This is a genomic window from Cupriavidus sp. 05L310 (assembly GCF_056398185.1).
On sequence record NZ_JBFTOX010000050.1, the window covers coordinates 19,381 to 38,970 of the forward strand.

Genomic DNA, 19,590 nt, shown 5'->3' on the forward strand with positions numbered 1-19,590 from the left:
TCCCCGCTTGCCATGACAGCGCGTTTCATCATCGCAATGGTTCGTGCCAGCGACCGACGCCCCCGTTTGTCCCGATTACAAGGGACGTACATTCGACCTGCAAGTGAAATTTGGTATATTTGCTCAATGGATGAGAAAAATACTGCTTCGACCCCCGTTTCCGGCACGCAAAGCGCCGCCAGAGCCCTGTCGCTGCTGCGACATGTCGGCGCCAATCATGGCTCCGGCATCCGGCTGCGCGATCTGATCGCGGTGTCAGGACTTGATCGCTCGACGACGCATCGTCTACTGACGTGTCTGATCGAAGAGGGCTTCGTCGAGCGCATCGGTACCACTAAGCTCTACCGGCTCGGAATCGAGGCTCTGCAATGGGGCTTCTCGTCCGCCGGGCTGTCCAGCGTAAGCGACCGTTTTCGCCCGTTGATGCAGCGGCTGGCTCGCCAGACCGGTGACACGGTATTTCTACTCGTGCGCAGCGGTGATTTCGCCGTCTGCCTGTGCAGAGAGGAGGGCGACTATCCGGTCAAGGCCTTCATCGTGCAGGTCGGCGTTCGGCGCCTGCTCGCCACCAGCGCAGTGGGTGTCTCCATCATGGCGATGCTGCCCGATGAAGAGGTTGCGCAAATGCTCGCAAGGAATGGCAAGGACTACAGCCGGCTTGGTATCAGCGCGAGCCAGCTGCGCCAGTTGATCGCACGGGCACGAAAGCTCGGCTACTCGGAGTCGGCGGATCCACATGTCGAAATGAGCGGTGTAGGATACGCGTTCGCGCTCACCCGCAACAGTTATGCAGGGATTAGTATCGCGGCGATCAACTCGAGGATGTCGGCGAAGCGTCGCGCGGAACTGGGCGAGTTGCTGGTGCAAGAAGTCAACGCGTTTGGTTGGCGCGGCGAGGGTTAATAGACTGCTTATACGGCAAGGGGCGGCTGGCCCCGCCTGGTGTCACATCAGCTGACGGGCCAAAGTTTGCAATTTCGGTCCAATCTCTTCCAGCAGCCAGGATCGGTTCATTGGACGTCCCTGGAAGGCGCAGTTAAGCGCCGCGGGCTCACCGCGATCAATCCGGCCGAGCGGCACGGCCACCGCCTGCACATCAGGAAAGATCTCGCCAACCGACACGCAGGCCCCCCAGCGCGAGTACTCGGCCAGGTTGCGGCGCAACTCCACCTGGTGCCGCTGCCACTCCTCCGGCGCGCGGATGCGCAACTGGTTTATCAAGGCCTCGCGCTCCGATGGCGCGCATGACATCAGATAGGCTCGCCCGATCGCGGTCCCAGCGAGGGACTGCCGCGTCCCCACATCCAGCGGATAGACCTTGTGGTGGTGCGACCGGATCGCCTCGATATAGACGACGCTGAGGCGGTCTCGGATGCCGATCGACACGGAGCCTCCCGTGCTTTCAGCAAGTTCGAGCAGGTAGGGTCGTGCGCGCCTGCGGATCGTGAACAATTCAAGCAGCGGGTAGCTCAGCGAGAGCACCGCACTTCCGAGCCGGTACTTGCCGTGTGGCTCGTCCTGGGCCAGATAGCCCATCGCCACCAAGGTATAGGTCAGCCGCGAAATGGTCGCGACCGGCAACTCCAGTCGGCGCGAGAGTTCCTTGTTACCCAAAACCGGCTCTTCCGGCGTAAAGCAGCGCAAAAGCGCGATCCCGCGCGCCAAAGTCGTCGCGAACTGGCGATCTCCCTCGTATGCGAACAGGTCAAGCGGTACGCGGCGCGGAATGGACATGGTCAGGCTGTTTATGACATATCGAAACAAACATCAGTATATCAAAAATATCAGTCGCGTTCCTGAGGCCGATCCCTAGACTAGCGCCATCGATCTTCACCGCCGGAGGCACTCAGTATGCAAGACGACCTGCCCGTCCTCGACAATCCAGCCCTAAGCGGGAACAACGCTGGCATTCAAAAAGAAGACTCCTTTGACGAGCTGCCTGTGATCGGCTGCGTGCCGGCGGATCTGAATGGGCTGTATGTGCGCAACGGACCCAACAACTACTTCCCACCTGACTGGCGCTACCACGCCTACGACGGCGACGGCATGCTGCATGCGGTGCGCTTCCGCAACGGCAAGGTGAGCTATCGCAACCGATGGATCGCCACAAGCGCGTTGCAGGAAGAGAAGGCCGCGGGGCGCGCGCTGTGGAAGGGACTCAAGGAGCCGCTGCGCGCGGACCGGCCCGACGAGCCGCTGAAAAACACCTCCAACACCGATGTGAAGTACCACGCGGGCCGGCTGATTACCATGTGGTATCGCTCTGGTATGCCGTACGCGGTCGATCCCAACAGTCTGCAGACCATTGGCCCCGCCGATTTCGGCGGCGCCATTACACGGATCTCGGCGCATTCCAAACCGGACGAGCACACCGGCGAGTTGCTGTTCTTCGACTATGGCTTGACCCGGCCGTATATGGAATATGGCGTGATCGGACCGGATCGCAAGCTTGTGCATCGCACCGAAATTCCGCTCGACGCGCCAAGTCTTCCGCACGACATGGCCATCACCGAGCACTACAGCATTCTGCACGACTTCCCGTTGCGGCCAGATGCCGAGGCGCAGCGCGCCGGCCGCTACAAACTGCGCTTCGATGTCAGCCAGCCGTCGCGCTTTGCTGTGATCCCGCGCCATGGCCGCGCCGATGAGATTCGCTGGTTCAGCGCCAAGCCAACGTACATGCTGCACGTTGTCAATGCATGGGAAGACGGTGACGAGATCGTGATGATCGGCACGCCGTACCGCATCCACGCCGGCCCCGACGGTCAGCCGGACGCGCGCAGGCTGGAGCAGACCATCCATTTGCGGCAGCGCGATTTCCTCCTCTACCGGTGGCGCTTCAACCTGAAGACAGGCGAGACGCGCGAAGGCCCGATCGACGACGTGCTCAACACCGAATTTCCCGTCATCAACAGCATGTATCAGGGGCGCAGGAATCGCTGGTCGTACAACGTGGTGTTTCCGCATGGCGGTCACGAAGAGCCTCGCTTCCCGGGGCTGGTCAAGTATGACCTCGATACCGGCGGCTACGTCGCGTATAGCGCCGGCCCGCGCCATTTCTACAACGAGCCCGGCTTCGCGCCGCGCGACAACAGCATGGCCGAAGACGACGGCTACTTGGTCTGCTTTGTCTGGAACCCCGTTGATGCCCGCTCGGAAATTCAGGTGTTTGATTGCAGGGGCGCGAACCTCGCCCAAGGACCGGTAGCGCGCGTGCTGTTGCCACGCCGCGTCCCCAACGGTTTTCACGCCACCTTTGTCAGTCAAGCGACGCTCAATCGTTGGAAGTAAATCATGATCTTGGTATCCAGGGACAAAATCGAAGACTATGTCGCGCGCGGGTGGTGGGGCGAGCGGACTCTTGGCGCAATGTTCGTCGAGACCGCGGTGCGGCAGCCGACCGCCTTTGCGGTCGCCGATCCACCTAACCGGCCTGCGCTGTGGGGCAACGAGGCGCAACAGTGGACGTGGGGCGAATTGCTTGAGCAAGTTGGTCGCTACACCGCCTGGCTGCACCGGCAAGGTTTGCGCAAGGACGACATCATTGTGCTGCAGCTGCCGAATTGCGTTGAGCTGCACGCGCTATATCTTGCTTGTGCCATCTCCGGCGTCATCGTGTCGCCTGTGCCGATGCAGTACCGCGGGCATGAGCTGTCCCATGTGCTGAGCACCACCGGCGCTAGGTTCGCCATCACGACGCAGCGCGTCGGTTCCTTCCAAGCGGCCGGGCAGTGGGCCACCTACATGACGCAATGCGCCGCGCTGGAGCAAGTCTGGTGCTATCGGGACGGTTCGGACGACGCCTTGCCGCCCGCGATCGGCGACCTTGACGCCGCGCTAACGGCTACCACTGGGTGGAACGCGGCGGCGCTATGCGCGCACATGGACGCGATTGGCCTGACGGCGCATGACGTCTTTACCATCTGCTGGACCTCTGGCACGGAAGCTCGCTCCAAGGGGGTGCCGCGCAACCACAACGAGTGGTTAGTGGTCGGCCAATCGGTGGTGGAGGCCGGCCGCCTGCAGCCCGGCAACCAGCTGCTGATTCCTTTCCCCTTCGTCAACATGGCGGGAGTCTCGACCAGCCTTGTCGCGTGGCTGCTGATTGGCGGCGGCTTGCATCATCATCACCCATTCGACATCGAGGTATTCCTCACGCAGTTGCGAACCAGCCTGATCGACTATACGGTGGCGGCGCCGGCCGTGCTGAGCCGGCTGCTCAAGGAGCCGGAACGTCTCAGCGAAGTCGACCTGCGGCGTCTGAAACGCATCGGTTCGGGCGGCGGCCCGCTGGCGGACTGGCTGGTGGCGCAGTTCGCGCAGCGCTTCAACGTCGAAATCGTCAATTACTTCGGCTCTAATGAAGGCGCGGCACTGTCGTCGACACCGGAGGACATCCCCGACCGCAGCCAGCGCGCGCTGTACTTCCCGCGCATGGGAGTGCCCGGTTACACCTGGTCGCACTCCAATGCAAAGCGAATCCGAACCCGCCTCGTCGATCCCGATACCGGCACGGAGATCGATGGGCCGGGCCACGTCGGCGAACTCCGCTTCGAGGGACCGGCGATCTTCAGTGGCTATTTCAACGCCCCGGAGCTGTCGGCGCGCGCCTTCGACGAGCAAGGCTACTACCGCACCGGAGACCTATTCGAAATTGCTGGGGATCGTCATCAGTTCTATCGCTTCGCAGGGCGCCACAAGGACATCGTGATCCGCGGTGGCATGAATATCTCGTCGGAGGAAGTCGAAAACCTGCTGCTCGGCCACACCGATGTCAGGGAGGTGGCGGTAATCGGCAGCCCCGATCCGACACTGGGTGAACGGGTCTGCGCGGTAGTGGTGCCTCAACCGGGAGCTACCGTCACGTTGCCTGCGCTGGTGGCGCATTTGCGCGCGGAAGGTGTCGCAGCCTTCAAGCTGCCGGAGCAACTGCTGATCACCGCCGAGCTGCCGCGCAACCCGGTCGGCAAGGTGCTCAAGCGGGAGTTGCGCCAGTTGCTGACTAGCGTAAGTCAGCACACGAGTACGACGGTGCAGGGGTAGCGCTGAATCGCCCGGATCGATCAAATTTCATATAGCGAGTCAACCATGCATGTCGAAGTCGTCGGAGAAATCCACCCTACGCTAGCGCTCGAAGGGCATCCCTATACTTCCGGGCCGTTCACCCCTAACTATCGCGAAGTCAATGCCATTGACCTCGAGGTCGAGGGAACGATCCCGGAACGCCTCAATGGCGTCTATCTGCGCAACACGCAGAACCCGGTGCACCAGCCGCTCGGCAAGTTCCATCCTTTTGATGGTGACGCGATGTTGCACCTGATGAGTTTCCAAAACGGTCGCTGCGAATACCGCAACCGCTTCGTCCGCACCAAGGCGTTCCAGCAGGAGCAACAAGCCGGGCGGGCGCTGTATGCCGGCCTGATTGACAAGCCGAGCTTGTCGGAGTTGCCGGGCTGGGGGGCGCGCGGCGGGTTGCGCGACAGTGCCGCGACCGACGTCATCGTCCATGCGGGCAAAGCCCTCGCGATGTTCTATCAATGCGGCGAGCCGTACCGGCTGGATGCACGCACTCTGGAATTGGAGGGGGTCGATGCCTGGGGGGCCGACGTGTTGCGCGACTGCGGCCTCTCTGCCCATGCCAAGGTCGATCCGCACACCGGCGATCTGCTCTTCTTCAACTACAGCAAGGACGCTCCGTACATGCATTACGGCGAAGTCGACCGCCAAAACCGGCTGGTGCACTACGTGCCGGTGCCGCTGCCGGGCCCACGGCTTCCGCACGACATGGCGTTCACGGAACATTTCGCCATCCTGAATGACTTTCCACTGCATTGGGACAAGAATCTGCTGCCGCAAGGCAAGCACAAGCTTACCTACTATCCCGACAAGCCATCGCGCTTTGCCATCGTGCCGCGCCGCAGGGCCGCCTCGGCGCAGATCCGCTGGTTCGAGGCGAGCCCGACCTACGTGCTGCATTGGCTCAATGCCTGGGAAGACGGTGACGAGGTGGTGCTGCACGGCTATCACCAGAAGACGCCAATGCCGAAGGCCGGATACGACAACACCGGCAACACCATGGGGCCGGACCGATATGGCCCGACGCTGTACGAATGGCGCTTCAACCTGCGCACCGGCGCTACGCGCGAACGCCGCCTGGACGAGCGCTATCTCGAATTCGGCATGGTCAACATGGAGTACTGGGGCAAGCCGTATCGCTACTCATACAACATGCTTGCGCACCCCGGAGCGTTCCTGTTCGACGGCATCCTGCGCTATGACCACACCAGTTGCGAGTCGCAACAGTACCTGTTCGGCGAAGGCCGTTTCGGCAGCGAATCGCCGATGGCGCCGTGCCACGACGCGCAGGGCGAGGACGATGGCTATGTGGTCAGCTTCGTCACGGACATGAACACCGAGCGTTCCGAATGCATGGTGCTGGACGCCCGCGATCTCGCCGCAGGGCCAGTCGCGCGCATTTTCTTACCCCATCGCATCAGTAGCGGCACGCATGCGTGCTGGGCCGACGCGAGGGACATCCAGTCCGATTGGGCTGGCTTGCTGTGAACCCCAACCGAGCCACTGACATGAGCCAATCCGCATACATCCTCGGCGGCTACCAGACCGACTTCGCCAAGGTCTGGTCCCGCCACGGACAGGACATCTCCGACATCATCCGCGACACCACGCTCGGCACCCTGGACGCCTGCGCGCTCGATGCAGCGCAGATCGAGAGCATCCACGTCGGCAACGCGTTCGGTGAACTGCAACGCCAGCAGGCGCATCTCGGCGCGATGGTGGCGCAAGTGGTGCCGGAACTGTGGGGCGTACCGGCCATGCGCCATGAGGGCGCCTGCGCGTCGTCGTCGCTGGCAGTACTGACGGCGATGGCGGAGCTCGAAGCCGGGCGCTATGATTGCGTGCTGGTGGTGGGCGCCGAGGAGTTTAAAAACATCTCGGGCCACGAGGCCTCGAAAAATCAGAATTCCGCCGCGTGGCAAGGCCGCGAAGAGATCGAATGCACCTTCATGTGGCCCGCGGCATTTGGGCGCATCGCGCAGGAGTATGAGCGCCGCTTTGGCTTGGACCGCAAATACCTGAATCGCATTGCCGAGATTAACTACGGTAATGCTCGCCGCAATCCATTGGCGCAGACCCGTAACTGGCAGTTCAACGCCGACAGTTTCACCGACAACGACGAAGCCAACCCGCTGATCGAGCCGGGCACGCGCCGCCAAGACTGCGGCCAGGTGACCGACGGCGGCTGCGGCATTGTACTCGCCTCGCCGCGCTTCGCGCAGGAGTATGCGCGCCGGCGCGGCACATCGGTCGACCAACTGCCGCGTATCGCAGGGTGGGGACACCGCACCGCCGGCCTGCGCTTGCAGGACAAGTTGGAGCGCAGCCGTGACCAGGCTTATGTATTCCCGCACCTGCGCCACGCCATCGAGGATGCCTGGCGACGGGCCAATGTGACGGGTATTGAGGCGATCGACGGGGTCGAGACCCATGATTGCTTCACCACCACCGAGTACGTGGCGCTGGACCACCTCGGCCTGACGCCGCCGGGGCAGAGTTGGCAAGCCGTGGAAGACGGCAGCATCGAACCGGGCGGACGGTGCCCCGTCAATATGAGCGGCGGTTTGATTGGGTGTGGGCACCCGGTGGGCGCCACCGGCGCGCGCATGTTGTTAGATGCCGCGCGCCAGGTGACCGGCACGGCAGGGGAGGCGCAAATCGAAGGCGCAAAGCGGCTCCAGACGCTGAATATCGGCGGGTCGTGCGCCACCGTGGCCAGCTTTGTGGTGGAGCGGGAGGGGGAAGCGTGAAGCCGCTCACTGAGAGTGCCGATACGGAGGCCGCCATGTCGGTGCTGGCATGGCGGGATGGGAGCCTTGCGCATATCCGCTTCAACCGGCCGGCGGCGCGCAACGCCGTCGACCTTGCGCTGGCGCGGGCCTTCCGCCTTGCCTGCGAAAACCTCGCGGCCGCCACCGATGTGCGCGCATTGATCCTGAGCGGCGAAGGGCGTGCCTTCCTGTCCGGCGGCGATCTGCAGGCGATGACCTCGGCGCATGGCAGCCCGGCCGAGGTTGTCGACGAAATGCACGGCGCGCTTGCCGTGATGGATCGTCTCGAATTCCCGAAGGTAGCCGCCGTACACGGCGCGGTGGCGGGAGGTGCCATCGGCGTGATGCTGGCCGCGGACCTCATCGTCGCCGCGGCAGATACGCGCTTCAATGTCGCCGCCGCACTGGTCGGCGCGAGCCCCGAGTGCGGCACCACTTGGCGCCTGCCGCGCGTCGTGGGGCTGCGTCGCGCCTTGGAGCTTGCGCTGTTGTGCGAGCCGCTGTCCGCGCCAGACGCATGCGCCACCGGCCTTGTCAACCGCGTGGTGGCACCGGCGGAGCTGATGGCCGAGGCCGAGGGCATCGCGCGTCGCCTGGCAGCCGGTCCGCCGCTGGCGCTGGCGCTGACCCGCCGCTTGCTGCTCGATGCCGGCCAGCGCGATCTGAAGGCCCAGCTGCGCGCCGAGGCCGAAAGCTTCGCACTATGTGCCGCAAGCGCGGATTTTGCCGAAGGCGTGACGGCGATGCTACAGAAGAGGCAGGCTAACTTTGGCTGACATCAATCGGATCGAGCGGACTGCGGTTCCGCTCGGTAAAAGAGTCGGGCGACAACATGAACAGTGAATTGCAGGACACACACAGCGCTGCAGCCGTCGCGCCATCGCAGCGCTTCCGGCTGGATGGGCGCGTGGTGCTGGTCACCGGCGCATCGAGCGGACTCGGCAAGCACTTTGCATCTGTGCTGGCGGCGGCCGGCGCGCGGGTCGCGCTCGCCGCGCGTCGCGTGGACAAGCTGCAACCGATCGTCGAAGCGATCTGCCAGGCGGGCGGAACGGCGTGCGCATTGGCGCTTGATGTGACCGACGCGAAAAGCATCCAGGCCTGCTTCGACGCGATACCGTGGGGTACTCCGCAGGTGGTCGTCAACAATGCCGGGGTCGCGTTGACCGGGCCGGCGCTGGAGCAGACCGAGGCGGATTTCGATGCGGTGGTCGACACTAATTTGAAAGGGTGCTGGCTGGTCGCCTGCGAAGCCGGGCGGCGCATGACGAATGCCGGCGGCGGCAGCATTGTCAATATCGCCTCGATCCTTGGCGCCAGGGTGACGGCGGGCGTTGCACCTTATGCCATCTCGAAGGCTGGCGTGATCCAGGTGACCAAGGCACTGGCGCTGGAACTGGCGCGGCACCGGATCCGGGTCAATGCGCTACTCCCCGGCTACGTGATGACCGAGATGAATGAAGACTTCCTGCGCAGCGAGGCCGGCGAGAAGCTGCGTCTGCGCATTCCCAGCCGGCGTTTCTGCCAGCTGACCGATCTGGACGGGCCGCTTCTGCTGCTGGCATCGGATGCTGGCGCAGCAATGACCGGGACGACGCTGGCGGTGGATGGCGGACATCTGGTGAGTCCGCTATGAATGCCGATCTGCTGGCCGTGCCGACGCCACGATTTTATCCGGCGAGCAGTGCAGGGTGGCGCGGAATGCTCTTGAGGTCCGCTGCCCTCACACGCTGACGAGGAAAATCCCACGATGTGAGCTGTTCTTTCGAAGCTATTTTCCACCGCCTGCGTTGTGCGCTCTAATTCTGCAATAAAGGGAAGCTGGCACTGCAGGCCCCACCATTTCAGACCATAAGAAAGGCGGCCATGACAGCCGTCTACGGGAGACAAGAGCATGTCCACGAAAACCCGCCGATCGTTCCTCGCGTTCGCTGCCCAGGCCGCGTGCCTCGCTTCGCTCGGCAACCCCGTATGGGCTCAGTCGAAGCCGGTGGCCCGGATCGTCGTCCCGTTCGCGCCCGGCGGCGGCGGCGATGTGCTGGGCCGTCTGCTGGCTGAGAAACTTTCCGTCGAGCTGGGGCAGACCGTCATCGTCGAAAACCGGCCGGGAGGCAGCGCCACGATTGCCACCGACGTGGTGGCCAAGTCGGCGCCGGATGGCAATACGATCCTGCTGACGGTGCCGCTGCTGGTGCAGACGCCATCGCTGTTCAAGAGGCTGCCATACGACCCGATCGCAGACCTGACGCCGGTCATTGACGTGGTCACCTCGCCGCTATGGGTGGCGGTCAGTACCTCGCGGACCTCGGCGCGCACCGTCAAGGAGTTCGTGGCGGACGTCAAGGCGCATCCAGGCAAGCATAGCTTTGCCTCGCTTGGCAACGGCTCCTCCGCACATGTGCTCGGCTCGCAGTTCAACGCGGTGGCCGAGCTGGACATGATCCACGTGCCCTACAAAGGCTCTGCTCCGGCGAGCGTGGCGCTGGTTGCGGGCGAGGTGTCACTCACGATTCTGGATATCGTTACGCTGAAGCCGCAACTGGCATCGGGCAAGATCCGCCTTCTGGCGGTCACTGGCGGCAAGCGGTCGCCGTTGACGCCCGAGGTACCGACGCTGGCTGAGCAAGGCTATCCGGGCTTCGATTTGCCGACGTGGGCCGGGCTGTTCGTCCCCAGCAAGACCTCGCCAGAGATCGTCCGCAAGCTGCACGCGGCGACCGTGAAGGTTCTCCATCAGCCTGATGTCGTATCACGCCTCGGCAGCCTTGGCTACATGTCCGGCGGCCAGTCCCAGGAATCGTTCGCCAGGGGAGTCGGCGCCGAAAAAGTGCGCTGGGCCGAGCTGATTGGGAAGGCCGGGATTCAACCGGACTGATCTGCCGCCGCCGGCCCGATGGGGCCGTTCGATCGCAACATGCCATGACATCTGCTACTGCGCGTGCGCGCAGAGCCCCCCTTTTACTTCCGAATTCATTTGAGGTGATCCATGACGTGGATTTCATTCCCCCGCCGGCGTGCCCTGATGTCGATGCTGGTTCTTCTGTGCGGCCCGGTTGCGGCCCAATCGTACCCCGACAAGCCAGTGCGGGTCGTGGTGCCGTTTCCCGCGGGTGGCGGTACCGATGTGGTCGCGCGTATTGCCGGTTCGGCGCTGCAGGCCAGTATGAAGCAGGCCATCGTGGTCGATAACCGGCCCGGCGCCAGTGGCGTGATCGGCAGCGATTATGTCGCCAAGGCCCAGCCTGACGGCTATACGCTACTGTTCACGATTCCGATCCTGCTGCAGACTGCCAGCGCGATGCCGAAGATTCCGTATGACACGCTGCGCGATTTCGTTCCCGTGACCACCTTGGTTAGTGCACCGCTGTGGCTGGCTGTCAGCACCAGCCGCGTGAAGGCCACCGATTTCGCAGGTTTCACCAGCGAGGCGAACGCTACCACCAAGAAGTGGGAATACTCATCGTTCGGCAACGCTTCGTCGTCACACTTGTATGGTCACGCGTTAAATCAGGCGTTAAGTGCGGGCATGTTGCACGTCCCCTACAAGGGCGGCAGTGCCGCGGTGCAGGCGCTGGCAAACGGTGAGGTCGCCGCGATGTGGACCGACTACCCGTCCGTGCGTCCCTATATCGCATCCGGGAAGGTGCGCATCATCGCCTCATCCGGCGCCAAGCGGAGCCGCTTGACGCCCGAAGTCCCCACGCTGTCGGAACTTGGCTTGCCCGGTTTTGAAGCGCTCGGCTGGGGCGCCTTCTTCGCCCCCGCGGGAACGCCCCCGGAGGTCATCAAGCGGTTGCAGATCGAGATTTCGGCGGTGACGCGCAATCCGGAGGTTGTCAGGAAATTTTCTGACCTGGGCTACGAGCCCGGCGGCAAGCCCCAGTCGGAATTCGCCGCCGATGTCCGCGCCGACCAGGCACGCTGGTCTGCCTTGATTAAGGCGGCCGGAATCCGGCTGGACTGAGCCTTCGCAAAGACGGCCCTTGTTCGCCTCGGTAAGGGCCCAGGGGCGAAAACATTGCGTAGGGACCAGCGACGTGTATCCCACATTTTTGAGTTTTATCGTCAGAAAGCGTTCTTTTGGTGAGCAGGCAGGCAGTAAAAACGAATTTGCCGCCGAGAGATGGGTTTTCGCAGGTTGCACATCACATCGATAAGGAGGAGTGTTTTGAACAAGATTGGACGGGTTCGGTTTCTGGCATCGGTTATGGCGATGGGTGCAACGGGTATGTCGGCGCAGGCCGTACTCGCGCAATCCGGTGTTACGATTTACGGCGTGGCCGACACCTATCTGGAGTACAGCAGCAACAATCGTTCCGCAATTTCGGGAGATAACAGCGCCAAGTCGGCGGTCAAGCTCACCTCTGCGGGCCTGTCCGGCCCGCGCTGGGGCTTGCGCGGCGTGGAAGATCTGGGTGGCGGCATGAAGGCCCTGTTCGTGCTGGAGAACGGCTTCAATATCGACACCGGTACGATGGCCGACACCTCGCGCTTGTTTAACCGGCAATCCTTTGTCGGCATTGAATCGCGCTATGGACGGCTAACGTTTGGCAGGCAATACACGACGTTTTTTGACATCCTGGCCAACTTTACGCCGCTCTACTACTCGGGCACCTACGAACCGTTCTCGGTGCTGCTCGGGCCCTTGCGCGTCGATAACTCGGTCAAGTACCGCATCGCCCTCGACGCGCTGACGGCGCAGGCTCACTACGCGTTCGGTGAACAGCCTGGCTCGATTCAGGCCAGCGCATCCTGGGGCGGCGGCGTCAGCTACGAGTCGGGGCCGTTTGCGGTCTCGGCGATCTATGATCAGGGCAATGGCCCCGACGCCGCCGCCGGCATCGCCAAGTCGCGCAAGGCAGCAGTGGCCGGCACCTACACGCAGGGACCGATCCGGCTCTCGGCTGGCTACCGCTGGGGCAAGGATGTCGCCGCAAACGGTGTTACCTCGTCGCGCGACAATATGTATTGGGCCGGCATCGGCTATCAGATCGCCCCGCCATTCGGGCTGACGCTCGCCTACTACTACGACGACATCAAGTCGAAGGCAGGCGTCGCCAACCCGGCCAATGCGCAACAGTACGTGTTGCAGGGAATCTACTCGCTATCCAAGCGCACTGACGTCTATGGCGCGGCAGCCTACGCAAAAAACGCAGCGCTCAACTTCGCTTCGCTGCAGACGCTCGCACCGGGGAAAACCAACCAAACCGGGGTTGCGCTGGGGATTCGGCACAAGTTCTGAGATATGGGCGCTGGTCTCGGCACGCAAGATGTGTAGGCCCCTGAGTAGAGGCATATGGCCGGGACTGGCCGTATGCCTTCGAACCTATGACGGCTCGATCGCAGTTTATAAATGGACGCTAGCGAAGATGATCAAGCGTAACACTTTCGACGCCGAGGACAGACATGGCTAACAGGCATGACTTCGCCGGCACGGTGCCGGTGCGCGAGCAGCATCAGTTCGACCAGACGGCCCTGGAGCGCTGGATGGAACAGAATGTGGCGGGTTATGCGGGGCCGCTCACGATCGACCAGTTCAAGGGCGGGCAGTCCAACCCCACATTCCGCCTGACCACGCCTGGTCGCAGCTATGTGCTGCGGCGCAAACCGCGCGGTGCCTTGCTGAAGGGCGCCCATGCGGTGGAGCGCGAAGCGCGAGTGATGGCGGCGCTCGGCCAAGCGGATTTCCCGGTGCCGTATATTCACGGGCTTTGCACCGACGAGTCGGTGATTGGCAGCTGGTTCTTCGTCATGGATATGGTTGAAGGGCGGATCTTCTGGGATGCCAGCTTCTCCGATGTGTCACGGCATGACCGGGCGTCGTACATGGACGCGATGAACGCGACGCTGGCCCGGCTGCATACGATAGATCCCGTTTTCATCGGTTTGAGCGATTACGGCAAGCCTGGCGGTTACGTGGCACGCCAGGTGGCCCGCTGGTCGGGCCAGTACCTGAGCGACGGAGTGGCCGGTCGGCATCCCGCGATGGATCTGCTCGCCAACTGGTTGCCTCGGCATCTGCCTGCCGCCGAGGAGGTTGCCATTGCCCATGGCGACTTCCGGGCCGACAACATGATTTTTCATACTACCGAGCCCCGGGTGCTGGCGGTGCTGGACTGGGAACTGTCGACCCTCGGTGATCCACTTGCCGACTTTGCCTACCATGTAATGATGTTCCGCATGCCGCCTGATATCCTGGGTGGCATCTCGGGGCTGGACCTGGCAGCCTTGGGATTGCCGGACGAGGCGGCATATGTCGACGCCTATTGCAGGCGCACAGGCCGGGATGGTATCTCGAACCTGGATTTCTACATCGTCTTTAACATGTTCCGCTTCGCCGCGATCCTGCATGGCATCAAGGGCAGAGTTGCGCGCGGCACGGCGTCCAATGCGGACGCGCATGCTATGGGCGAACGCTTTGCGCGCGTGGCCGAGCTGGCTTGGGCGCAGGCGCAACGGGTGGATTGAGAGCTGGACCAAGATTTCGTGTTGGCACATTTGCGGCGCGCATTGGTGGTCGCGACCCGGCTGCCCGGCCGCATCGACGCATACGTACCGGCCAGGAAACGGGCCCATGCGTCCCTTCCATCCGCGGGATACGCTTTGGGGAGCCATAGTTTTGACTTCCAGACCGCATTTTTGAAGATGGCCAAACACCGTAGCTTCGAAGCAGACCTCACTGCGGCACCGAATTTTGCAAATAGTGTCCACCCAGATCAAATATTGACAGGCGGGGTCAGGTGCTTGCGCAAGGGCTTCAGCATGTGGCCATGATCACCCAAACCGTCGGCGGCTCATCTTTATCAGGAAGTTCGGCAAGACGTTCAAGAAGGAGCGGCCAAGTGGCGGTAATGTCAGGCAGGTGGAGGATCTGGCGCGCCTTAGCCTGACTTCATACCGAATCTAAGGATCGACACCGAGCTGGTGCTCGTTTGCGGCCACCCGGAATCTGGCCGGGGCGGCCGTTCTTTTTTTGTGCAAATGGAGTAAAAAATTGCCGCCCGCCGTGAAGTGTAGTAAAGATGCTACGCAAAGTCCGAGCGCAAAGCCAGTAAAATCAATAAGTTTGCGATTTTACGCACCAACATTACTACGATTTTTCAAGTAGTAATGTTGATACCATCCGGTAGCGCGAAGTAATGTTGAAACGATCGCAGGTCCGTCGCTTGGGCGCATCTTTACTACGTTTCGCACAGACTAGGCGGCTTCGATCTCGTTGAGTAAAAGGAGCGTTCTCGCGCATCATGGCCAAAATAGGCTGCAATCTAAGCCGCTGAACAAAAAGCCAGGCAGCCTTTTGGCGGCGTGAGAGTAGGAGCGCAGGGGACACGCGCTCCCCGAACTGCAGCAGTAAAGGAAAGCCGTGAGACGGCGAAATGAGCGTAATCAGGTCGCGGATCAACTTTACTTCGCAAGCGGAACATTGTTACTACACTTCACGACTCTTGAACCATGAACTCGACGAGTTTGCTCGGCGGCAGTTTCCATGGATAGGACAGCAGCGCGTATCGTGGCCATGTCAATCAATATCCCAGGCCCTTTTTGATGGCTTCCCTCAACAGCCGCTGCCGACGCAGCGCAGGCATTGCGACCGTTTCCTATGTCGGGGGTGCGTACTCCACGTCGGTTAGCACCGCGTCCAGGGTATCGGCCAGCAGGTCGGCATGCGCCTCCGTGAACACCATGGGAGGACGGATCTTCAGGATGTTGGCATGTTCCCCGGTGGCACCGACCAGCACATGGCGGCGCCGCAGGCCGTTGACGATGCGGGCGGTTTGCGCTGTCGCTGGCTGCCCGGTATCGCTACCGTTCACAAATTCCACCGCGACGAACAGGCCGGCCCCACGGATATCGCAAATCAGCGGGTGCCGCGCCGCGACGCCGGCCAGCCGCTCGCGCAGGTGCGCGCCAACGCGCCGTACCTGCGCCGTGAGTTTCGTCTGCTCAATCACGTCCAGCACCGCCATGCCGGCGGCGACCGAGACCGGGTTGCCGCCGAAGGTATTGAAATAGCGGCACTCGCGGCCAAACGCCTCCAGCACCTCGGGGCGCACAGCCAGCCCGGCGAGCGGGTGGCCGTTGCCCATTGGCTTGCCCATGGTAACGATGTCGGGTACCACGCCGTGCCGCTGGAATCCCCAGAACGCGTCGCCGGTGCGGCCCAGGCCAGGCTGCACCTCATCGGCAATGAACACGCCGCCGGCCGCGCGGATGACGGCGACGGCGTCTTTCAGGAAGCCGGGGGGATCGGTGAAGATGCCGTCGCTGGAGAACACGGTGTCAACCAGCAGCGCGGCCGGGCGGATGCCTTGTGCGCGCAGGTCGTCGATGGCGTGCCGCACGCCCTCGGCAAATACGGCGCCAAGTTGCGCCGGCGGGACGCGGTAGCTGTCCGGAGCCGGCACGGTGCGCACGCTGTCGCCGAGCTTCACGTAACGCCCGAGCGAAGGCGATGCCTCGGCAATGGATGCGGTGACGCCGTGATAGGCAAAGCGCGTGATGATCAGGCCTTGCGCGCCGGTGTGGGCGCGGGCGATGCGCATTGCCAGGTCGTTGGCCTCGCTGCCGGTGCAGGTGAGCATGGCATGGCCAAGCGCATCCGGCATTGTGCCCAGCAGGCGCTCCGCGTAATCCAGGATGCCTTCATGGAGGTAGCGCGTGTGCGTGTTCAGCTGGGCTGCCTGACGGGCGATGGCTTCCACCACTTGCGGATGGCAATGGCCGACCGATGCGACGTTGTTATACGCGTCGAGGTAGCGCTCTCCTCCGGCGTCGTAAAGCCACGCGCCTTCGCCGCGCACGACGTGCAGCGGCTCCTCGTAGAAGAGGCGGTACGCCGGCCCGAGCACACGCGCGCGCCGCTCGGCCAGTTCGGGAACGGAAGGGGTCATCGGATTCCTTGGTGTCGTGGTCACGCCAGCCCGCAAGCTCGTCGCAGGACGTCGCGTGCCTGTTCGGTGGGAATGGCGTCGCAGGCCGCCAGCCGGTCCCAGGAGACCGCATTGTTGCGCAGCAGGTAAGGGGCGTTCTCCGGATGCCGCGCGGCGCGCCAGCCGCTGATGGCCACCACCATCACCAGCCGGGCTTGCACCAGGTCGAACAGCACGTCGATCTCATCGGCTTCCAGCGGCAGCACCGCATGATAAGCGGCGACGAAGTCCGCCAGCGTGGCCATCGTATCGCCGGCCGGATCCAGCTGATAGGCGGCGGCGACGGCCAGGTCGTCGATCAGCGGCGCATGGACCATGTCGCCAAAATCGAGCACACCCGCAATGCGCGCATGGTCTTGCGGGTCGACCAGCACGTTATAGATATTGAAGTCGTTGTGGATCGGCTGGGCGCGCAGGCGCGGCAGCCGGGGCTGTACGTTGGTGGCGAAGCGATCCAGCGCGCGTGTCGCCAGCTCGCGGCGCGCTTTGTCCGGGACGCAGTCGAGCAGGCCCCGCACACGGTCGGCGCGCTGGATATCCCACGGCAGCTCAAGCTCGCCGGCGGGATGGCGGAAGCCGCGCAGCGCAAGGTCGAGCCGGGCCAGCGTGCGCGCCAGTTCCCGCGCCTGCGCCTGCGAGCGCTGCGCCTTTGGCAGCGGCTCGCCCGGCAGGTAGCTGAACAGCCGCACCACGCGTGCATCGCCGCCGGCCGGCCGCGCGACCAGTGAGGGCTGTCCCGTCAGGGTCGGCACAATACGCTGCACGGGGAGCATGGGATCGGTCGCTGAAATATGCAGCAGCGCCTGCGTCTGGAAGTCCGCTACCAGCGGCAACTCGGCGGGATGGGAGACCTTGAGCATATAGCTTGCCGCCGGGGTCTCCAGCAGGAAGTTCCGGTCGCGTTCGCCGGTCAGCGCGGAGAGCCGGCCCGCCAGCCCGTACTGCCGCGCCAGCAAGTCCATGGCCCACGCCAACGGGACTTCGGGCGAGCCTTCGCTCAGCACATCCACCGCTTGGGGGCCGGCAGCCAGCGCCGCATTTGCCGGCCCATTCATGCTGCGCTCGCGAAGCCGCGCAGCGCGCTGGAGAGGTTGGGGCCGAGGTCGTCGGAGAGATAGCCGCCTTCCTGCACCAGCACCGTCGGCAGGCCGAGCCGGGCGATTTCCGCAGTGATGAGGGCGAAGCCGGGCGTGGTGACCGCGAGTGCCTGATACGGGTCTCGCTCGTGGGCGTCCAGTCCCAGCGCCACCACCAGCGCGCCGGGCGCGAATGCGCGGATGCTCTGGCACACGTCGCGCAGGGCCGCCAGATAGGCCTCGTCGCCGGTGCCGCGGGCCAGCGGGCGGTTGATGTTGTAACCCAGCCCTTCCGCCTCGCCGCGCTCATGCGCATGGCCGGTGAAGAAGGGCGTGAACAGCATCGGATCGCCATGCAGCGACACCGTCAACACATCGTTGCGGCGATAGAAGATGCCCTGCGTGCCGTTGCCATGGTGCATATCGATATCGAGGATAGCGACGCGTTCATGGTGGCGACGCAGATGCTGCGCGGCGATGGCGGTGTTGTTCAGGTAGCAAAAGCCGTTGGCGCGGTCCGCATAGGCATGATGGCCCGGCGGGCGGCACAGCGCGTAGGCGGCACGTTCGCCGTCTGCTACCAGTTGCGCGGCGTGGGTAGCTACGTCGGCCGAGCCGACCGCCGCGCGCCAGGTGTTGGGCCCGATGGAGCAGGCCGCGTCGCCCATATGGAAGCCCGCCTGGCCGACCACGCTGTCCGGATAGGTGCAGGGCTGTCCGGGGAACGGATGGATGTTGGGTAGCACTTCTTCAGAGGCATCGGGCAGCAACTGCCAGCGGTCGTACGCGGTTTCCAGGAAGCGCAGATACTCCGGCGTGTGGATCGCGGCGCGCGGGCCCGGACCGTGACCGGCGGGGGCGATCACGTCGTGGCCGTCGGCGCGCACCGCGGCCAGCAGGCGCAGGGCGCGTTCTGGCTGCTCGTTGCTACGCTTCATCTTGCCGCGCACCATGAACGCGTGCGGGTCGTGGTCGAGATGTTGATCGCTGTAGGCGACTTTCATAGGACGGACTCCATCGGAGGCGCCTCGGTGGCGCCTTGTTTCTGCATGAACACCGCCCGGACATTCACCCAGGCGTCTTCGATATGGAACCGCACCGCGGCTTGCGCGGCGGCTTCGTCGCGCCGGGAGATCGCTTCGGCGATTGGGCGGTGGGTCTCCGCCACGGCCTTCGGGTCGTGGTAGACGCTGTCGATCAACGCCACGATCATGCGGATCTCCGTCTGCATCTGGGAGAACATCCGATGCAGGTAGGCATTGCCGGACAGCTCGCAAATGGCTGTGTGGAAGGCCAGGTCGCGCGCCACCCGCTCGATCTGCGGCAAAGAGTCGGCCTCCAGCACCATGCGTTCGACCATGGCCAGGAGCTGCTTCAGGCCGGCCTCGGGCGCCTGCTTGCAGGCCAGCGACGCTGCCATCAGTTCCAGGTTCAGCCGTACCTGGAACAGGTCGTCGATTTCGCGCACAGTCACCGTGCGGACGGCAAAGCCGTGGCGCGGCCGCGAGATCAGCACGCCCTGCCGCTCCAGACGCCGGGCCGCCTCGCGCACCGGCGCGCGGCTGACATTCATGCGGCGGGCGATGTCCGCCTCGACGATACGGCTGCCGGGCGGCAGCCGCCCTTCGACGATGGCCTGGGTGAGTTGGGCCTCTACCGCCGCCACCAGGTCGGAAACCTCGATCGAGGCAAATGGAGAGGAGGGCGAGGTGTCTTTGTAGATGGAATCAGACATGG

Annotated in this window: 16 protein-coding genes; 11 read left to right on the forward strand and 5 right to left on the reverse strand. The window is 63.6% G+C overall.

Annotated elements, in window-relative coordinates; genetic code table 11:
* Nucleotides 1–126: 126 nt before the first annotated feature.
* Nucleotides 127–903: an IclR family transcriptional regulator gene (locus AC1DS6_RS30190; RefSeq protein ID WP_045240214.1), complete on the forward strand. Its 777-nt coding sequence runs from the start codon at nucleotides 127–129 to the stop codon at nucleotides 901–903.
* A 42-nt stretch (nucleotides 904–945) separates the two neighbouring features.
* Here AC1DS6_RS30190 and AC1DS6_RS30195 read toward each other — a convergent pair whose 3' ends face one another.
* Entirely contained in the window at nucleotides 946–1,734 is a 789-nt protein-coding gene (locus tag AC1DS6_RS30195; RefSeq protein ID WP_045240215.1) for an IclR family transcriptional regulator, read from the reverse strand.
* A 117-nt stretch (nucleotides 1,735–1,851) separates the two neighbouring features.
* Between AC1DS6_RS30195 and AC1DS6_RS30200 the strand changes: the two genes are divergently transcribed.
* The 10 genes from AC1DS6_RS30200 to AC1DS6_RS30245 all read left to right on the forward strand — a co-directional run bounded on the left by AC1DS6_RS30200 (nucleotide 1,852) and on the right by AC1DS6_RS30245 (nucleotide 14,315).
* Nucleotides 1,852–3,291 carry a carotenoid oxygenase family protein gene (locus tag AC1DS6_RS30200; RefSeq protein WP_477103741.1) on the forward strand — a complete coding sequence of 480 codons (1,440 nt, stop codon included), beginning with the start codon at nucleotides 1,852–1,854 and terminating at the stop codon, nucleotides 3,289–3,291.
* A 3-nt stretch (nucleotides 3,292–3,294) separates the two neighbouring features.
* The gene (locus tag AC1DS6_RS30205; RefSeq protein WP_477103742.1) at nucleotides 3,295–5,043 is read left to right on the forward strand and encodes a class I adenylate-forming enzyme family protein; all 1,749 of its coding nucleotides are present in this window, start codon (nucleotides 3,295–3,297) and stop codon (nucleotides 5,041–5,043) included.
* Nucleotides 5,044–5,088: 45 nt separating this feature from the next.
* Complete coding sequence (locus AC1DS6_RS30210) at nucleotides 5,089–6,564, forward strand: carotenoid oxygenase family protein (protein WP_477103743.1); 1,476 nt, start codon at nucleotides 5,089–5,091, stop codon at nucleotides 6,562–6,564.
* Nucleotides 6,546–7,826, forward strand: a complete 1,281-nt coding sequence (locus AC1DS6_RS30215) for an acetyl-CoA acetyltransferase (RefSeq protein ID WP_477103744.1) — start codon at nucleotides 6,546–6,548, stop codon at nucleotides 7,824–7,826. The genes AC1DS6_RS30210 and AC1DS6_RS30215 overlap by 19 nt, the downstream gene beginning before the upstream one ends.
* Nucleotides 7,823–8,623 (forward strand): enoyl-CoA hydratase/isomerase family protein, encoded by an 801-nt coding sequence (locus AC1DS6_RS30220; protein WP_477103745.1) that lies wholly within the window; start codon nucleotides 7,823–7,825, stop codon nucleotides 8,621–8,623. The genes AC1DS6_RS30215 and AC1DS6_RS30220 overlap by 4 nt, the downstream gene beginning before the upstream one ends.
* A gap of 56 nt (nucleotides 8,624–8,679) precedes the next feature.
* The gene (locus AC1DS6_RS30225; protein WP_477103746.1) at nucleotides 8,680–9,483 is read left to right on the forward strand and encodes an SDR family NAD(P)-dependent oxidoreductase; all 804 of its coding nucleotides are present in this window, start codon (nucleotides 8,680–8,682) and stop codon (nucleotides 9,481–9,483) included.
* Between the two features lie 258 nt (nucleotides 9,484–9,741).
* Entirely contained in the window at nucleotides 9,742–10,722 is a 981-nt protein-coding gene (locus AC1DS6_RS30230) for a Bug family tripartite tricarboxylate transporter substrate binding protein (protein WP_477103747.1), read from the forward strand.
* 147 nt (nucleotides 10,723–10,869) lie between these two features.
* Complete coding sequence (locus tag AC1DS6_RS30235; protein WP_477103748.1) at nucleotides 10,870–11,811, forward strand: Bug family tripartite tricarboxylate transporter substrate binding protein; 942 nt, start codon at nucleotides 10,870–10,872, stop codon at nucleotides 11,809–11,811.
* Between the two features lie 204 nt (nucleotides 11,812–12,015).
* Nucleotides 12,016–13,089 carry a porin gene (locus AC1DS6_RS30240; RefSeq protein ID WP_477103749.1) on the forward strand — a complete coding sequence of 358 codons (1,074 nt, stop codon included), beginning with the start codon at nucleotides 12,016–12,018 and terminating at the stop codon, nucleotides 13,087–13,089.
* Nucleotides 13,090–13,253: 164 nt separating this feature from the next.
* Nucleotides 13,254–14,315 carry a phosphotransferase family protein gene (locus AC1DS6_RS30245; protein ID WP_477103750.1) on the forward strand — a complete coding sequence of 354 codons (1,062 nt, stop codon included), beginning with the start codon at nucleotides 13,254–13,256 and terminating at the stop codon, nucleotides 14,313–14,315.
* A gap of 1,130 nt (nucleotides 14,316–15,445) precedes the next feature.
* On the opposite strand, the gene AC1DS6_RS30250 is transcribed toward AC1DS6_RS30245, so the two are convergent.
* The 4 genes from AC1DS6_RS30250 to AC1DS6_RS30265 are packed head-to-tail and all read right to left on the reverse strand — an operon-like array spanning nucleotide 15,446 to nucleotide 19,588.
* Nucleotides 15,446–16,738 carry an aspartate aminotransferase family protein gene (locus AC1DS6_RS30250; protein ID WP_477103751.1) on the reverse strand — a complete coding sequence of 431 codons (1,293 nt, stop codon included), beginning with the start codon at nucleotides 16,736–16,738 and terminating at the stop codon, nucleotides 15,446–15,448.
* A 20-nt stretch (nucleotides 16,739–16,758) separates the two neighbouring features.
* Nucleotides 16,759–17,832: a phosphotransferase gene (locus tag AC1DS6_RS30255; protein ID WP_477103752.1), complete on the reverse strand. Its 1,074-nt coding sequence runs from the start codon at nucleotides 17,830–17,832 to the stop codon at nucleotides 16,759–16,761.
* Nucleotides 17,829–18,857 (reverse strand): histone deacetylase family protein, encoded by a 1,029-nt coding sequence (locus AC1DS6_RS30260; RefSeq protein ID WP_477103753.1) that lies wholly within the window; start codon nucleotides 18,855–18,857, stop codon nucleotides 17,829–17,831. Before AC1DS6_RS30260 ends, AC1DS6_RS30255 begins: the two co-directional genes overlap by 4 nt.
* Complete coding sequence (locus tag AC1DS6_RS30265; protein WP_477103754.1) at nucleotides 18,854–19,588, reverse strand: GntR family transcriptional regulator; 735 nt, start codon at nucleotides 19,586–19,588, stop codon at nucleotides 18,854–18,856. Before AC1DS6_RS30265 ends, AC1DS6_RS30260 begins: the two co-directional genes overlap by 4 nt.
* Between the last annotated feature and the right edge of the window lie 2 nt (nucleotides 19,589–19,590).

What these genes read in the sequence shown, in the direction of transcription:
- AC1DS6_RS30190 (WP_045240214.1), top strand. Translation starts at nt 127, where the DNA reads ATGGATGAGAAAAATACTGCTTCGACCCCCGTTTCCGGCACGCAAAGC.
- AC1DS6_RS30195 (WP_045240215.1), bottom strand. Translation starts at nt 1,734, where the DNA reads ATGTCCATTCCGCGCCGCGTACCGCTTGACCTGTTCGCATACGAGGGA.
- AC1DS6_RS30200 (WP_477103741.1), top strand. Translation starts at nt 1,852, where the DNA reads ATGCAAGACGACCTGCCCGTCCTCGACAATCCAGCCCTAAGCGGGAAC.
- AC1DS6_RS30205 (WP_477103742.1), top strand. Translation starts at nt 3,295, where the DNA reads ATGATCTTGGTATCCAGGGACAAAATCGAAGACTATGTCGCGCGCGGG.
- AC1DS6_RS30210 (WP_477103743.1), top strand. Translation starts at nt 5,089, where the DNA reads ATGCATGTCGAAGTCGTCGGAGAAATCCACCCTACGCTAGCGCTCGAA.
- AC1DS6_RS30225 (WP_477103746.1), top strand. Translation starts at nt 8,680, where the DNA reads ATGAACAGTGAATTGCAGGACACACACAGCGCTGCAGCCGTCGCGCCA.
- AC1DS6_RS30230 (WP_477103747.1), top strand. Translation starts at nt 9,742, where the DNA reads ATGTCCACGAAAACCCGCCGATCGTTCCTCGCGTTCGCTGCCCAGGCC.
- AC1DS6_RS30235 (WP_477103748.1), top strand. Translation starts at nt 10,870, where the DNA reads ATGTCGATGCTGGTTCTTCTGTGCGGCCCGGTTGCGGCCCAATCGTAC.
- AC1DS6_RS30245 (WP_477103750.1), top strand. Translation starts at nt 13,254, where the DNA reads ATGGCTAACAGGCATGACTTCGCCGGCACGGTGCCGGTGCGCGAGCAG.
- AC1DS6_RS30250 (WP_477103751.1), bottom strand. Translation starts at nt 16,738, where the DNA reads ATGACCCCTTCCGTTCCCGAACTGGCCGAGCGGCGCGCGCGTGTGCTC.
- AC1DS6_RS30255 (WP_477103752.1), bottom strand. Translation starts at nt 17,832, where the DNA reads ATGAATGGGCCGGCAAATGCGGCGCTGGCTGCCGGCCCCCAAGCGGTG.
- AC1DS6_RS30260 (WP_477103753.1), bottom strand. Translation starts at nt 18,857, where the DNA reads ATGAAAGTCGCCTACAGCGATCAACATCTCGACCACGACCCGCACGCG.
- AC1DS6_RS30265 (WP_477103754.1), bottom strand. Translation starts at nt 19,588, where the DNA reads ATGTCTGATTCCATCTACAAAGACACCTCGCCCTCCTCTCCATTTGCC.